Genomic DNA, 14,714 nt, shown 5'->3' with positions numbered 1-14,714 from the left:
AATCTTCTGCTTTTCATCCGGTTTACTCCTCTTGTTTGACGCCGCATCGCGGCAACCTCGTTCATGAATAATTCATGCCAGAGGTGATATTGATGAATACAAGCTGCGACACAATTAGGGACAGGCAGCCTGCCATGCGCCTTGCTGAGCTTGCCAAAGCGGAGCATGCCCCACCCACAGACGAGAGTGAAAAGAGTCAAAATGAAAAAGATGCTGACCCTGTTTGCCGTGATCCTGGCCATTGGCCTGGGGGCACCTCACGCCGAAGCCAAGAAATTTGGCGGCGGCAAATCCTTTGGTAAAAGTTACAAAACTGCGCCGGCCCAGCCTGCGGCCAAACCGGTCGACAACAAGAATCCGACACTGAATGCCCAGACTCCGCCGAAAAAGAGCGGCATGATGGGTGGCCTGCTGGGCGGCCTGCTGGCTGGCGGCCTGTTTGCCTACCTGCTGGGCAGCGGTGCCTTTGAAGGTCTGCAAGGAATGGACTTCCTGCTGATCGCCCTGCTGGCGCTGGGTGCCGTCTTCCTGATCCGTACCCTGCGCAAGGGCAAGGTCGCGACGCCACAGCCACAACAGGCGGCCTATGCGGGCTATCAGCCACCGCAATCCGCGGCCCCGCAGCAATTTGAGCAGAGCAACAGCGCACCGCAAGCCACCGGCTTTGCCGACAGCGACGTGCCGTTCCGCCTGCCGCCAGGCTTTGACATGAACAGCTTCCTGGCCGGTGCCCGTGATCACTATCGCACCCTGCAAGAGGCATGGAACAAGAACGATCTGGAAAAGGTGCGCGAGTACGTCAGCCCCGAGCTGTTTGAGCAGCTCAAAGCCGAGCGCGCCGAACTGACTGGCGACCAGCACACAGAAGTAATGTATGTCGACACCCAGCTGGTACGTGCTGACTATGGCAGCGACTGGGCCCAGGTGAGCGTGCGCTTCAGCGGCCGCTACATGGACCGTCAGGAGCAGGTCGAAGAAGACATCAAAGAGGTGTGGCACCTCGAGCGCGATCTGGCCAAGAACAATGCCCCCTGGCATATCGTCGGTATCGAGCAGCTGTAAGGCTTCGCGCCTATCAGTTAGTCACTAGGCAATAGCCAGTCAGTTAAGCCTGACTGGCTATTTTTTTATGGGCACAACGAGACCAAATAGAGACTGACGCTGGCTCGTTATAGCTGTTGGGGCATGAAGTAACTTGGTCACATTGTGCTGATGAAGACACCGATTTGGTACCCCGTTTACGCACCGAGCCAAAAACACATCGCGGAACCGAGAGGGAATAATGTTTAGCATTAACCAAAAATAAGCTGCCCTGTTAGCTCGGGAAAAACCGCGAGCCTATTTGACAGACATAAAAAATCCGAAGCCAGAACAACCGGCTTCGGATTTCATCCTCCAAGGAGGAGCAATTAATAAGCATTAATTGCTCGGTATGACTCCTACGGCAGATTTCTTATCATCGGCATGGCCGTGATCAGTGGTGATGGCCCTTGCCACCACAACCGCCGCCACCGCAGCAGCCGCCGTGACCATGGTCGTCACCGTGGTCGTGGCCATGATCGTGACCGTGGCCAGCACCACCGCAGCAACCGCCCTGGCCGTGATCCTCATCGTGGTCGTGACCATGACCGCCACAGCAGCCGCCGTGATCGTGGTCATGACCGTGATCGTGACCGCAACCACCGGCACCGTGAACGTGGCCGTGAGCCAGCTCTTCGGCAGTGGCGGCACGCACGTCCTTGATCTCGACCTTGAAGCCCAGAGTCACGCCAGCCAGCGGATGGTTGCCATCTACCTTGACGAACTCTTCAGACACTTCAACCACGGTCACCGGACGGTGGCCATCGTCGGTTTCAGCCACAAAAGTATCCCCTTCGGAGACTTCCATGCCGTCGAACAGCTCGCCCGGTACTTCTTGTACCAGTGTCTCGTCATATTCGCCGTAGGCCTGGCTCGGTGCCAGAGTCACTTCGAAGGCTTCACCTACCGCGCGACCTTCCAGCTCGGCTTCCAGGCCTGAGACCAGGTAACGGGTGCCGTGCAGATAGACCAGCGGCTCTTTGCCGACAGTGCTGTCGATGACTTCACCGTGCTCGTCGGTGACTGTGTATTCCAGCGTAACCACGCTCAGAGGAGCTACTTTCATGTCAGGATCCTGCGGATAGAAAAAAACGGGCTCAGAATACCCTAAAAAGCGGGCCGCGCATATGGCGTGCGGCGCCACGGAGTGACGAAAAAAACGGCAGCAGCGTCAGCGAGAAGGCCCGCATTCCACCCGCCGTTGCCTTATCAGGGGCGAAACACCCCGATCACCTCTTCCGCCTCGCGAGTCTGCTTGTCGACCTCGGCAGGCGTTTGTACCTGGGTATCGCCACAGGCGACGCAGGTCACCTTCTCGACTCCATGCTCCAGATACAGCATCATGTTGTCCAACTTGCCGCACGCCGAGCAAACCGCACCGGCAATGAAGCGTTTTTTACGTCTGGTTTCCATATTTGTTACCTCCAGGCAGCATCATATCAGGGTTTTTACATGCATCACGCCATCGAGTATCACCATTTTTCCTGCCAGGGCCTGCACGCCGGCAACCGCAAACGAACTCCGGTCGGGCAGCTGTTGCGGATCACCCGGGGCGCCGCGTTGCTGAGACTGGGTCAACATGAGCTGTTGCTGCCGGCTGGCAGCAGCTTCTGGCTCTGCGCCGATGCCCTTGCGGCCTTCAGCCCCCTCAGCGGTTGCGAGTACGATCAGCTGAATGTCTCTTTGCGCGTGGCTCAGCCGCAGCAGGCAGGCTGGCTGCAGACCCCCCCGCTGCTCGATGCCCTGCTCGACTCGCTGGCCCGGTGGCAACGTCCGAAAGAGTGGCAAGGGGCCTACGGTCAGCGACTGCAGGTGATCCTGGATGAGCTGCAACAGTGTGCCATCAGCCAGCAGGGTCACGGTGAGCTGCAAGCCTGCTGGCAAGCGCTGGCCAATGGCCAACCGGAGTCTCTGCAACTGTGGGCACAACAAGTCGATGCGCCAGTGGAAGGGTCTGCATTGCAACAACAGTGGCAACTGCTGCAGGCGCTCAGATTGCTCAAGGGCGGCAGCAAGCCCGCGCAGGTGGCCAGCAAGCTGGGTTATGCCGATGAGGCCGCGTTGCAAGCGGCCTGCCAACAGTGGGGCGTTGGCGAGGATAGCGATCAATAACCGGACGCCGATGGAATACGCCAACGAAATTGGCTGAATGAGTCCAGTTTTTTGCCAGATGGTCGTTAACAAGGAAGGGCCATTCCACCCGTAATCCTTTATGCTAGAGGCCTGAAGTGACTGCCAACGTTTCGACCAACAGGACATCTGCCATGACGAGCAAAGCCAATCAATCCCAGGGCATGTTGCTGTTTCACCTTTCAGCCAAACAATCCTTTGCCATCGGAACCCTCAAGGTGAAGGAGATAGTGCCCTACACCCAGCTGACGGCAATGCCGCACTCGCACCCGACCGTATTGGGGGCTGCCAATATGCGCGGCTCCACCATTCCAGTGATCGACATGGCGATGGCGGTGGGCTATCGCCCCATCAGCAAGGAGGAGATGCCCCACTGCTTCATCATCATTACCGACTGCCGCCGTACCCTGGTGGGCTTTCTGGTACGGGGCATCGACAAGATCACCGAGTGCAACTGGCGCGATATCGAATCGCCCCCCGCCTCCCTCGGCCACAATGTCTTCGTAACCGGCGTGACCCGGGTCAATGACCAGCTGATCCAGCTGCTGGATGTGGAGCTGATCCTCTCCCGGGTCTATCCGGACGATCCGAGCCACCTCTATCCGGTACTGACCGATGTGCAGCGGGAGCGGATCAAGCCGATGCGGATCCTGCTGGTCGATGACTCCTCGGTCGCTCGCCGTCAGCTGATGGCCGCGCTCGACTACATCAATATCCCCTATGAGGTCTGCACCAATGGCAAGGATGCACTGACCCTGATGCAGACGCGGGCGAGCCAGAAGACCCCGATCGACATTCTGGTGAGCGATATCGAGATGCCCGGGCTTGATGGCTACGAGCTGGCCTTCGAGGTGCAGAGCGACAGCAAACTGGCGGGGGCCTACATCATCCTGCACACATCCCTCTCCAGCGAGATCAGTGTGGAGCGGGCCCATCAGGTGGGAGCCCATGAGGCGCTGACCAAGTTCGAAGCCAATGAGCTGATCCAGGCCATGCTGCGCGGCGCCGAACATCACGATCGCCTGCTGAAATAAGCAATGACTGGCGGGAGGAACACGCCTCCCGTCCTCCTTATCTTCGACCCAGACCGACTGACCCCATGCTGACCGAGAGCCACTTCCACGCCCCCTGGTGGGCACGCAATCCTCATCTGCAGACCATACTGCCCAAATGGCTGCGCCGCCCCCCTGCCCGTTTTGTGGCGGAGCGGTTTGAACTGCAGGATGGGGACTTTGTCGACCTCGCCTGGAGCGGGGAAGTCAGCCTTGATGAACGGCCGCTGATAGTGGTGTTTCACGGGCTGGAGGGAAGCATTCACTCCCACTACGCCAAGGGATTGTTCGCCCACCTGCAGCAAGAGGGCAGAGAGGCCGTGCTGATGCACTTTCGCGGTTGCAGCGGCGAGCCCAATCGCCACCTGCAGGCCTATCACTCCGGCGCCATCGGTGATGCGCAGGAGCTGATTGCCGAGCTGAGCCAGCGCTTCCCGGGCAAACCATTGATCGCCATCGGCTTTTCACTGGGTGGCAATATGCTGGTCAATCTGCTGGCGCGGGGCTGTCCTGCGGCATTGAAAGCGGCGGTGGTGGTCTCGGCCCCGCTGCAACTGGCGAGCTGTGCCGAACGGGTCAATCAGGGCTTCTCGAAGGTCTATCAGAACTATCTGCTGCGCACCATGCGCCGCAATTTGCTCAGCAAAATCAGCCAGCAGCAGAAAGCGAGTGAACGCTGGCAACCTCGACAAGTGGAGCAGATTGCCACCCTGCGCGATTTTGACGAGCTGGTTACCGCGCCGCTGCACGGCTTTCACAGCGCCAACCACTACTACCAGAGCTGCTCGGGACTACCGCTGCTGGCTCAAATCCCCATCCCTACCCTTATCCTGCACGCCGCCGACGATCCCTTTATGTCACACGCGGCCATTCCCCGGCCGGAGCAACTCTCGCCCACGGTGCGCTATGAGTTGAGCCAGCGTGGCGGCCATGTCGGCTTTCTGCACGGCACTCCCTGGCGGCCACGGTTTTGGCTGGATGAACGGATCAGTCGCTGGATTGCCGAACAGAGTCACTCCGCAACACAGAACTGATTGCGTCCCGACTCCTTGGCCCGATAGAGCGCCTGATCGGCCCGCTCCAGCAGCTGGTTTGCCCCTTCACCGGACACATTGCTGGCAATCCCCTGACTCACCGTCACCCAGGGGGCAACATCGGACGCCAGATGCTCCAGCTGCAGGCTGGCCAAGCCATCTTGCAGCCGCTGCGCCACGCTGGCCGCAGCCTGACGGTCGGTATTGGGCAGCAGCAGCACAAACTCCTCTCCGCCATAGCGGGCAACCAGATCAGATGGCGTGCGTACCGCACGGTTGAGCGCTTGTACCACCTCCTTGAGACACATATCCCCCACCTGATGGCCATAGTGGTCGTTGAAGCGCTTGAAATAGTCCACATCGATCAGAATGAGCGATAGCGGAGCGCCGCTCTCCTGGCTATGGGCCAACGCGCGATCTAACTCGATATTGAAATGCCGCCGGTTGGCGACACCGGTCAGAGGATCTTGCTTGGCGAGATGATCAAGTTGGCGCAGCAGCATCAGATTTTCATGCTCTCGCATGATCGCCAGCTCAAACCAGCGGTGCAGCATGCGACGGCCGACCTCCAGCGCAATCACGCCAAACAACACGCCAAGCAGGTAGATCTGGGGAAAATCGACGCGTAAAAAGAGCTCCAACCCTACACCCACCGTCATCGGGCCCAAGAGATAGCCATAAAAAACCTTGCGATCGGGATAAAACGCAATGAGCGCAGCCAGCAGGTTGAGCCGCATGATCCCGTTGGCATAGCTGACCCCTCCCCGCAGCTCCACCTGACCAATCGTATAGATATGCAGCGTCCAGAGTCCGCCCCATAGCACCATCACCAGCGCAGCCATCCGTAACCAGAGGCGATCCTGCAGATGGTCACAAAACAGACTGACAACAGGTAGCAGCAATAGCACCACCATGACCAGGGCCAGCTCACTCTGAAAGCGCCAGGGCAAGCTGTCATCACTGGCGAGCCCGACCTGGCTGTAAACCTCGTAGCGTATCGAAAGAAACAATACCACCAGCCAGTTCAACAACCAGAACCACACCATGCCTCGGGCAATCGCCTCTCGACGTGCGCTGTCCAGATGCTCAGTCAGGGTTAACGGCGCGCTGCGCTGCGCTTCAGACAACATCTCTCAGACTCCGGTGAAAAGGTAAAAAGTGATTGCATTCGCGGGATTCAACACAACAATAGCCTGACGATCACCTCTTTTGCTGTGAGACCTTTAAATGATCATTCCCTGGCAAGAACTGGACGGCGACACCCTGACCAACCTGATCGAACACTTTGTGTTGCAGGAGGGAACCGAATATGGAGAACAGGATGTCCCACTTGGCGTCAAAGTCGATGCAGTGAGAGAACAATTACAGCAAGGCAAAGCTGTCATCGTCTATAGCGAGCTGCACGAATCGGTGAATATCGTGATGAAAGACCGCTTCATCGAGCAGTCTTGACCCAACCGCAATCCGGACCTTATAACGGAATTCCCAAGGAAGAGAGAATCCCATGTCGGCCAAGCACCCCATTATTGCCGTTACCGGTTCGTCCGGAGCCGGCACCTCCACCTCCACCAACGCCTTTCGCTCCATGTTCCATCAACTGGGATATACCGCGGCGGTGGTGGAAGGTGACAGTTTTCACCGCTACACCCGACCGGAAATGGATGTAGCGATCCGCAAGGCGCGCGAACAGGGGCGTCATATCAGCTATTTTGGCCCTGAGGCCAATGACTTCGGGCTGCTGGAGAGCTTTTTCCAAGGCTATGGGCAGGATGGCAATGGCCAGTATCGCCGCTACCTGCACAGCTTTGACGAGGCGGTGCCCTTCAACCAGATGCCCGGCACCTTCACCCCCTGGCAGCATCTGCCCAGCAATACCGATCTGCTGTTTTATGAAGGGCTGCACGGCGGTGTGGTCACCGAGGATCACAATGTAGCGCGCCACGTGGATTTTCTGATAGGCGTAGTGCCCATCGTCAATCTGGAGTGGATCCAGAAGCTGATCCGCGATACCTCGGAGCGAGGGCATTCCCGCGAGGCGGTGACCGACTCCATCGTTCGCTCCATGGATGACTACATCAACTTCATCACCCCGCAGTTCTCGCGCACCCATATCAACTTCCAGCGAGTACCGACGGTGGATACCTCCAACCCCTTCAGCGCCAAGGTGATCCCGAGTCTGGACGAGAGTATGCTGGTGATCCGGTTTCGCGGTATCAAGCAGGTGGATTTCCCCTACCTGCTGTCGATGATCGACGGCTCATTCATGTCGCGGATGAACACCATAGTGGTGCCGGGTGGCAAGATGGGCTTTGCGATGGAGCTGATCCTGCGCCCGCTCATCCAGCAATTGATCGAAACCGGCAAAATAACCTGATTCAAAGGAGTTCACGATGCGGCTTGCTTATCTCTCTGTGGCACTGCTCGCCCTGCTTGGCGGTTGCAGCAGCGGGCCGGCGGCCCCCACGCTGGAGTCCGGTACCATGCTGGTTCGCCCGATGGGCAACTGGACCTATGGTGCAACCCCGCGCTACGCCCTGGCCGAACAGTATCAATTTGCCGGTGAGTTGGCGGAAGGGTGGCTGGAGCCAATGCAGCAGGCGGTAAGCCGGGAGCTCAATGGCAAGGGGTGGCAGAGTGCACCGCTCGACGAGGCGGATCTGTGGGTCGCCATCGGCGTCGCAGGCGGCAAGGATATGAGTGACGGCGAGATTTTCGCCCGTCTTGGCATGACGCCGGGGGTATATGCCTCGGCCAACCAGCGCAAAGGGTCGCTGGCCATCGTGCTGCTCGATCGCAAAACCCAGAAAGCGGTCTGGAGCAGCATCATCCAGCTGACCAGCGACGTGAGCATTGCAGACAGCCAACGTCAGGCGCTTAGCCAACAGCTCGCGGCCGAGCTGCTCCATCGCGTCCCCACCAACTAGCGCTTGTTTAGTGATAACGGATGGATAGAAAAACGGCTTGCTTCCCGGCAAGCCGTTTTTTGTGGTCTCAACCTCTTGACCCAATCCGGCCTAGGCCAGACCCGGGCACAAAGCTGCACACCTTCAACTATCTGTGGTCACTTATTTAAGCGTACAGGTCAGCAGTGTGACCCCTTTCTGGGTGAGGAGGGCTTGTTTCTCCTGATTCCAGAAGGTGGTCAGGCCGTCAGAATATTTGGCGCCAGACTCTGACTCCACACGCGCCAGCTTGTGATAAACCCCGGCATAGGGGAACTGCACCATGTCGGCCTGGGCATCATAGGTAACGGCCAGCATCTCTTCGCCACACTGGTATTGGCTGTATTGATACTGGGTAGGTTGCGGGCTGCTGCACGCCGCCAGGCCCAAAAGGGGAAGCAGAGCGATCAATTTTTTCATTGCACTTTCCTTATGTAATGGCTTTATGTCATGGCCTTGTGCAGTGGCCTTACGTAACGGCCTTATGCCAGGGTACCAACGAAACTATCGTTATCAAGCTTCAACAATTTGATAACTATGGGTAATTTGTACCGCTTTTTCCAACATCAGGGAAACAGAACAATATTTTTCCATCGACAGCTCGACCGCTCTGGCCACCTGCTTCTCCGCCAATCCCTTGCCTGTCACCACGAAGTGCAGATTAATCTTCTCGAAAACCCGGGGCACGCTATCGACCCGTTCGCCACTGACATCGACATGGCATGCGGTCACCGACTGGCGCGCTTTTTCGAGGATGGAAACCACATCAATGGAGCTGCAGCCACCGACCGCCAGCAGGATCATCTCCATCGGGCTGGCCCCCTCACCGGGGTTGGCACCATCCAGGATCACCTTGTGACCGGATTCACTCTCACCCACAAACTTCATCCCTTCCACCCAGCTGACCTTGGCTTTCATCTCGCACTCTCTCCTGTTAATCATGATGATGGATCCCTAGCATAACCCAGTCGCTTATCTCTGCCGAACAGGGGGAGTTAGGATGGAAATAGATCAAAATCAACATCTCCGACCTCTATCTTCCCTAGAATGGCCGAAGCGGCGCAGCAGGCATTACTCAAAGGGCTCTGTCAAAAGCCCGCAAAGCCTTGTCAGCACAGGCAAAGGCTCTTATCCTACTGCGACCAATACAAGGAATGGCAAGATTGGCAGCTTGCCCGGACGCACAAGTCCATAAAAAGACACTACAGAGGAATTCTCATGGTCATTGGCAAACCGCAAAGCGATCCCACCCTGGAATGGTTCTTGTCGCACTGCCACATTCATAAGTATCCCGCCAAGAGCACCCTGATCCATGCGGGTGAAAAAGCGGAGACCCTCTACTACATCGTCAAGGGCACTGTGGCCGTCTTGATCAAGGACGATGAGGGCAAAGAGATGATCCTCTCCTATCTGAACCAGGGCGATTTCCTGGGCGAGATGGGGATGTTCGAGGAGAACGAGAATCCCGAGCGCTCCGCTTGGGTTCGCGCCAAAGGCTCTTGCGAAGTGGCAGAGATCTCCTACAAGAAGTTCCGCCAGCTGATCCAGGTCAACCCGGACATTCTGATGCGTCTCTCTGGCCAGATGGCCAAGCGCCTGCAACACACCAGCCAGAAAGTGGGCAACCTCGCCTTCCTGGATGTGACCGGCCGGATCGCCCAGACCCTGCTCAACTTGGCCAAGCAGCCGGATGCCATGACCCACCCGGATGGCATGCAGATCAAGATCACCCGTCAGGAGATCGGCCAGATCGTCGGCTGCTCTCGTGAAACCGTGGGCCGCATCCTGAAGATGCTGGAAGAGCAGGAGCTCATCTCTGCTCACGGCAAGACCATTGTGGTATTTGGCACTCGCTGATGACCCGTCCGCAGGCCTGACTGAGGCCTTGGGATAAAAAAGGCTGCTACGGCAGCCTTTTTTGATCCTCTCCCCTATAATGCCGAACGCCCTTCACTGTTCCGGCATTCGCCCAGAGAGTTACTATGCACCTTCAATGTCCCCGCTGCCGCAGTCCGCTCCATCTTCATGAAGCCTCCCAGGGGCGCTATTGCGACAACAAGCATCACTTCGATCCGGCTCCGGAAGGTTATCTGGATCTCATCCCCGGCAAGAAAAACCCCAAAGACAGCGACAGCCGTGCCCTGATGCGCGCCAAGCACCATTTCCTGGAAGCCGGGCACCAACTGCCGCTGGTCGAGGCCATGGCCGCACTGCTCGCTCCGCTGGCACCACAAGAGCTGATCCATCTTGGGTGTGGTGAAGGCTACTACTGTCGCGCGCTGGCAGAGCGCCTGCCCGGCTGGCAGTTTGCCGGGATTGATATCGCCAAAAACACCATCTTTGCTGCAAAAAAAGCGCAGCCGGACGGTCAATTTGTCATTGCCGATCCCGCCCGTGCGCCGCTACAACCAGGCTCGGTTCAGGTGTTGCTGGTCAACGATCTCAAGGTCAAGACCGAGCAGCTTGTCAGCTGGCTGGCCCCCGGTGGCTATCTGCTCTATCTGCAGCCGGGCCCGCGCCATCAGTGGCAACTGCGGGTCAGCCTCAATCCGGTGAGCATGGAACACCCCCTCAGCTGGCCAACCCTCGGCGGTCTCAATCCGATGGCTCAACAGCGCTGCCAGTTCAGTCTCACCATGGATCAGGCCATGCGCAGCTTTATTCTGGAGACCAGCCGTCTTGGCTGGCGGGCAACCGGTGAGCAGCGTCACGCTTTCGCTCAACAGGGCCCGGGTGAACTGGAACAGGATCTGCTGCTGACCCTGTGGCAAAAGCCCATCTGATCACTGGGGGAGCCTTGCAAGGCTCCCCACGTTTTTTTCCCGCCCCCATTCTCCCCTGTGTGATATAGCTCACAACTTGAGCCATCGACCTTGTTGCTCAGAACAGCCTTGATGTCAAAAAAGTCACTAGAAAATAATTCATTGAATTTAATCTCTTTTTATCTTGTCAAAAACCGTCACATCCAGTCTTGATAACAACCCCGCCACCTCAATTAAATGGCGATGGATTCAGGCCCAGTCAAGGTTGGGGCGCCTACCGTGTGGCTATCGGATCATTTCCGATTTCACAGAACCGACAACAAGTTCGGAAGTGTTTACATCAGAGGAATAACGCATATGAAGAAGTCTGCACTGACTATTGCCATCTCCAGCCTGCTGCTGGCGAGCGGCGCCCATGCTGCTACCGTTTACAACCAGAACGATACCAAACTGGAAATCGGCGGCCGTGCACAAGGTGCTTACTACGGTACTGACGACAACGGTTCCGAAGGTGACCAGAGCTATTTCCGTGTAAACATGCGCGGTGAGACCAAGATCACCCCTGAGATGAAGGCGTTCGGCTTTGCCGAGTACAACCTGCCGACTTCCGGTTCTGACAACGACGAGCTGCGTTATGCCTATGCCGGCATCAAGCACGATCGTTTCGGCGCATTCAGCTACGGTCGTCAGGATGGTCTGTTCCGCATCGTGAACGACTACACCGACGTACTGCCCGAGTGGGGCGGTGACGGCCTGGGCAAAGGCACCGAAGTGTTCGGTACCGGCCGTACCAACGGTCTGGCCCAGTACCTGTACACCTACAATGGCCTGACCCTGGGTGCCCAGTTCACCGGCAACAATGATCCGCAGAATGCCGATCGCTCCAACTTCAACACCAATGGCACAACTTGGAACAAGAAAGGTTCCAAAGAAGGTTTTGCTGTAGCTGCCTCCTATGACTTCGATATGGGTCTGGGCCTGTCAGCTGCCTACAACCAGGCTGGCAAGACCGATGAACAAGCTCAATTCGCTGCCTTCGGTGGCGACAAGGATGCCAAGCTGATGGGCTTTGGTGCCAAGTACGCTGTAGGTGACCTCTACCTGGCTGCCACCTATGCGCACGGCGAGAACCACCTGTATATCGGGAATGGCTTCAACGGCTACGCCGAGAAGCACGACGGTTACGAAGCTGTAGCCCAGTACACCATCGGCAAGTTCAAGCCTTCTCTGGCCTACCTGCGCACTGACGTGAAAGACTCCGCTCACGGTATCGATGACACCTACACCGAGTACGTATCTATCGGTGCCTGGTACAACTTCACCGACAACTTCAACGCCTACGTTGACTACAAGGTCAACCTGCTGGATTCCGTTGCTGACTCTACCAGCAAGCTGGGCCAGAACACTGACGACGTAGTCGGTGTGGCTCTGCAGTACAACTTCTAAGTAATTGGAAGTCAGTTATACCCTGTGATACCAATGTCTACTGTTTGAATTACTTCCGGCCGCTCTGCGGCCGGTTTTTTTATTGCGCCTTTTCAGCACCTTGCATATAACTATCGAGCGGATTGATGGCAATATCCGCGCCGTTGACAGGGAGTGACAAGGAGATATTCACGGATGAGACAAGCGCGCGGTAACATAGACTGGCAAGGCGGGTGGCTGTTGTTGCCACTGCTGTTGATATCGCTCATCTGGAGCAGCACGGCAGATGCCAGCTGGGATCAGAGCCTCTATCGTCAACTGGGTCTGGCCGGCAAGCTGGATAAACAGACCTTTCGTCAGGCACTCAACAGTTATCAAACTGTGCGCCACAAACGAAAACCCATTCTCACCATCATCGATTACAGCAAGCCATCTACCCAGCGCAGGCTGTTTGTCATCGATATGAAACGCCATAAGCTGCTCTATCACACCTGGGTCAGTCATGGCCGCAACTCAGGTGAACTGGCAGCAAAACACTTTTCCAACCAGCTCAACTCCCGCCAAAGTTCCCTCGGCGTCTATCGCACCGCAGAAACCTATCTGGGCAAGCATGGCTACTCCCTGCGGCTGGACGGGCTCAGCCCTGGCAAGAACAGCAATGCCCGCAAGCGTGCCATCGTGGTACATGGCGCCGCCTATGCCAGCCCGACCCATCTGCGCAAATATGACAAGCTGGGCCGCAGTTGGGGTTGCCCCGCCCTGCCCAAAGAGCAGGCCAGAGCCATCATAGATACCATCAAGGGAGGGAGTGTCATCTACGCCCACGGCTAGCGGGCACAACACCAGAAAACGCAAGGCCAGCGATCGCTGGCCTTGTTTGTTACGCTTTTCACTCTAAACGTGGCGCGTTATTGGCGCACCACCAGTACCGGACAGGGTGCATGACGCACCACAGACTCGGCGACACTGCCTACCAGCAGATGGCTGATACCGGAGCGACCGTGGCTGCCCATCACGATCAGCTCAACCTCATCCTCCTTGGCCTGAATGACAATCTCATCGGCGGCACGGCCAAAGCGAATATCAAAGGTGGCCGGGATCGGCAGGGTGGCAACCAGCTCTTTGAGCTGGGTTCTGGCCTGACGCTCCATCTCGTGAGTAATCTCGATGGCCGTCATATGAAGGATCTTGTAACTGTCAAAACCGTGCAGTTGATCAACCACGTGGATCAGCTTGAGCTGGGCCTGATGGCTCTGTGCCATGAAAACGGCATAGTCGAGTACCGCGCGAGACATTTGGGAAAAATCGACTGGACAGAGCAGAGTCTTGATCGATGGCATAATGCAGTCTCCTCTACTGATTAGGGTGCTATTGAATCTTTACTCGATCATAACGCTCCGACCGCAAATAACCCTCGACCCTGTCGCAAAATGGAGATGCGAGATGTTTTCTCCGCCCGCCGCGATCAATGCATGGTATAAATCAGGTGATAAATGCTCTCCTCACCCCTGCGAGGATAATGCTGACCATGCTGCGCATCGGTTGTTTGCTGCTTTGCTCTCTGTGTGCGATCGTCCACGCTCGCACAGCTGATATTCACGTCTATTGCGATGGCTGGCCCGGTTTCTGCCAACCGGATGGCCGCGGTATCTATCTCGATCTGGTGCGAACCATTTACCAACCCCACGGCTATCAGATCGTGCCCCATATCGTGCCCTACAAACGTGCCGTCGCCATGGTAGCCAGGCAAGAGGGGGATATGGCGATGAGTGTCTATCTGGACGAGATCAAGGGGGTCAGGCAGCCCCATCAGCCAGCCTCCGCCGATGATGTGACCGTCTTCATGCTCAAGCAGTGGCAGCCGCAATGGCGGGGAGAGCGCAGTCTGGAAGGCGAGACCGTCCTCTGGCGGCGAGGATGGGTGCTGGATAAATATCTTCCGATCACCATGCGGTGGCACGAGATCGACAGTCATGAGATGGCCCTGCAGCTGATTGGCAAGGGGCGCTATCGCTATTACCTGACCGCTGGGGTGCTCCATTCCGCCGATGAGACCCCGGCCAATATGTACCGCACCATTTTGCGCTGGATCCCGACTTACCCCATTTTTGCCGATACCGAGCAGGGCGACCGGCTACTGCAGCTGTGGGATCAGGAGATGGTGAATCTGATCCGTCGCGGCACGCTGGCCGAGATATATCGCCGTTATCACCTCTATGACTACTATCGCGACTTTCTCGAGGAGCAGGCGGTTAAGGCCGGCGAAAACTGATCCCACCATAGGGGAAA

At 57.1% G+C, this 14,714-nt stretch carries 18 protein-coding genes; 12 read left to right on the top strand and 6 right to left on the bottom strand.

Annotated features, from left to right (window positions below):
• The first annotated feature begins 201 nt into the window (after positions 1-201).
• Positions 202-1,062 (top strand): Tim44 domain-containing protein, encoded by an 861-nt coding sequence (locus AB5Z05_RS18815; RefSeq protein ID WP_005335275.1) that lies wholly within the window; start codon positions 202-204, stop codon positions 1,060-1,062.
• 412 nt (positions 1,063-1,474) lie between these two features.
• Here the strand turns inward: AB5Z05_RS18815 and slyD are convergent, their stop codons facing one another.
• Positions 1,475-2,146, bottom strand: coding sequence for a peptidylprolyl isomerase (gene slyD / locus AB5Z05_RS18810; RefSeq protein ID WP_005348264.1), 672 nt, complete (start codon positions 2,144-2,146; stop codon positions 1,475-1,477).
• A 143-nt stretch (positions 2,147-2,289) separates the two neighbouring features.
• Positions 2,290-2,493, bottom strand: a complete 204-nt coding sequence (locus AB5Z05_RS18805) for a YheV family putative zinc ribbon protein (RefSeq protein ID WP_368152714.1) — start codon at positions 2,491-2,493, stop codon at positions 2,290-2,292.
• 39 nt (positions 2,494-2,532) lie between these two features.
• Here AB5Z05_RS18805 and AB5Z05_RS18800 point away from each other — a divergent pair, with 39 nt between their 5' ends.
• From AB5Z05_RS18800 to AB5Z05_RS18790, 3 genes are all read left to right on the top strand, one after another.
• A complete protein-coding gene (locus AB5Z05_RS18800) occupies positions 2,533-3,192 on the top strand; it encodes a hypothetical protein (protein ID WP_368152711.1) in 660 nt (219 codons plus the stop codon).
• Between the two features lie 152 nt (positions 3,193-3,344).
• Positions 3,345-4,244: a chemotaxis protein gene (locus AB5Z05_RS18795; protein WP_005335289.1), complete on the top strand. Its 900-nt coding sequence runs from the start codon at positions 3,345-3,347 to the stop codon at positions 4,242-4,244.
• Between the two features lie 65 nt (positions 4,245-4,309).
• Positions 4,310-5,296 carry a hydrolase gene (locus AB5Z05_RS18790; protein ID WP_368152709.1) on the top strand — a complete coding sequence of 329 codons (987 nt, stop codon included), beginning with the start codon at positions 4,310-4,312 and terminating at the stop codon, positions 5,294-5,296.
• Here the strand turns inward: AB5Z05_RS18790 and AB5Z05_RS18785 are convergent.
• Positions 5,275-6,426 carry a GGDEF domain-containing protein gene (locus AB5Z05_RS18785; protein WP_368152706.1) on the bottom strand — a complete coding sequence of 384 codons (1,152 nt, stop codon included), beginning with the start codon at positions 6,424-6,426 and terminating at the stop codon, positions 5,275-5,277. The two genes, AB5Z05_RS18790 and AB5Z05_RS18785, sit on opposite strands and share 22 nt — an antisense overlap.
• Positions 6,427-6,523: 97 nt before the next feature.
• Here AB5Z05_RS18785 and AB5Z05_RS18780 point away from each other — a divergent pair, with 97 nt between their 5' ends.
• From AB5Z05_RS18780 to AB5Z05_RS18770, 3 genes are read left to right on the top strand one after another with little or no spacing between them, the layout of a single operon-like run.
• Entirely contained in the window at positions 6,524-6,748 is a 225-nt protein-coding gene (locus AB5Z05_RS18780) for a YheU family protein (protein ID WP_005335298.1), read from the top strand.
• Positions 6,749-6,800: 52 nt separating this feature from the next.
• A complete protein-coding gene (locus AB5Z05_RS18775; protein ID WP_005335299.1) occupies positions 6,801-7,670 on the top strand; it encodes a phosphoribulokinase in 870 nt (289 codons plus the stop codon).
• Positions 7,671-7,686: 16 nt separating this feature from the next.
• A complete protein-coding gene (locus tag AB5Z05_RS18770) occupies positions 7,687-8,220 on the top strand; it encodes a DUF4136 domain-containing protein (protein ID WP_123172456.1) in 534 nt (177 codons plus the stop codon).
• Positions 8,221-8,361: 141 nt separating this feature from the next.
• Here AB5Z05_RS18770 and AB5Z05_RS18765 read toward each other — a convergent pair whose 3' ends face one another.
• Positions 8,362-8,658: an MliC family protein gene (locus AB5Z05_RS18765; protein WP_005348285.1), complete on the bottom strand. Its 297-nt coding sequence runs from the start codon at positions 8,656-8,658 to the stop codon at positions 8,362-8,364.
• Positions 8,659-8,751: 93 nt separating this feature from the next.
• Positions 8,752-9,156 carry an OsmC family protein gene (locus tag AB5Z05_RS18760; RefSeq protein WP_019446908.1) on the bottom strand — a complete coding sequence of 135 codons (405 nt, stop codon included), beginning with the start codon at positions 9,154-9,156 and terminating at the stop codon, positions 8,752-8,754.
• Between the two features lie 300 nt (positions 9,157-9,456).
• Between AB5Z05_RS18760 and crp the strand changes: the two genes are divergently transcribed.
• From crp to AB5Z05_RS18740, 4 genes are all read left to right on the top strand, one after another.
• Complete coding sequence (gene crp, locus AB5Z05_RS18755; protein WP_005335304.1) at positions 9,457-10,095, top strand: cAMP-activated global transcriptional regulator CRP; 639 nt, start codon at positions 9,457-9,459, stop codon at positions 10,093-10,095.
• A 125-nt stretch (positions 10,096-10,220) separates the two neighbouring features.
• Entirely contained in the window at positions 10,221-11,021 is an 801-nt protein-coding gene (locus tag AB5Z05_RS18750; protein ID WP_368152701.1) for a putative RNA methyltransferase, read from the top strand.
• Positions 11,022-11,357: 336 nt separating this feature from the next.
• Positions 11,358-12,446: a porin gene (locus AB5Z05_RS18745; protein ID WP_368152698.1), complete on the top strand. Its 1,089-nt coding sequence runs from the start codon at positions 11,358-11,360 to the stop codon at positions 12,444-12,446.
• A gap of 174 nt (positions 12,447-12,620) precedes the next feature.
• Positions 12,621-13,256, top strand: a complete 636-nt coding sequence (locus AB5Z05_RS18740; RefSeq protein WP_236368558.1) for a murein L,D-transpeptidase catalytic domain family protein — start codon at positions 12,621-12,623, stop codon at positions 13,254-13,256.
• A gap of 77 nt (positions 13,257-13,333) precedes the next feature.
• On the opposite strand, the gene AB5Z05_RS18735 is transcribed toward AB5Z05_RS18740, so the two are convergent.
• A complete protein-coding gene (locus AB5Z05_RS18735; protein ID WP_005335309.1) occupies positions 13,334-13,765 on the bottom strand; it encodes a universal stress protein in 432 nt (143 codons plus the stop codon).
• Positions 13,766-13,953: 188 nt separating this feature from the next.
• Here AB5Z05_RS18735 and AB5Z05_RS18730 point away from each other — a divergent pair, with 188 nt between their 5' ends.
• A complete protein-coding gene (locus AB5Z05_RS18730; protein WP_368152760.1) occupies positions 13,954-14,697 on the top strand; it encodes a substrate-binding periplasmic protein in 744 nt (247 codons plus the stop codon).
• Positions 14,698-14,714 lie beyond the last annotated feature (17 nt).

The sequence above is a fragment of the Aeromonas sp. R2-4 genome (assembly GCF_040908365.1).
Taxonomy (GTDB): domain Bacteria; phylum Pseudomonadota; class Gammaproteobacteria; order Enterobacterales; family Aeromonadaceae; genus Aeromonas; species Aeromonas veronii.
This window is presented reverse-complemented; position numbering and strand designations above follow the sequence as displayed.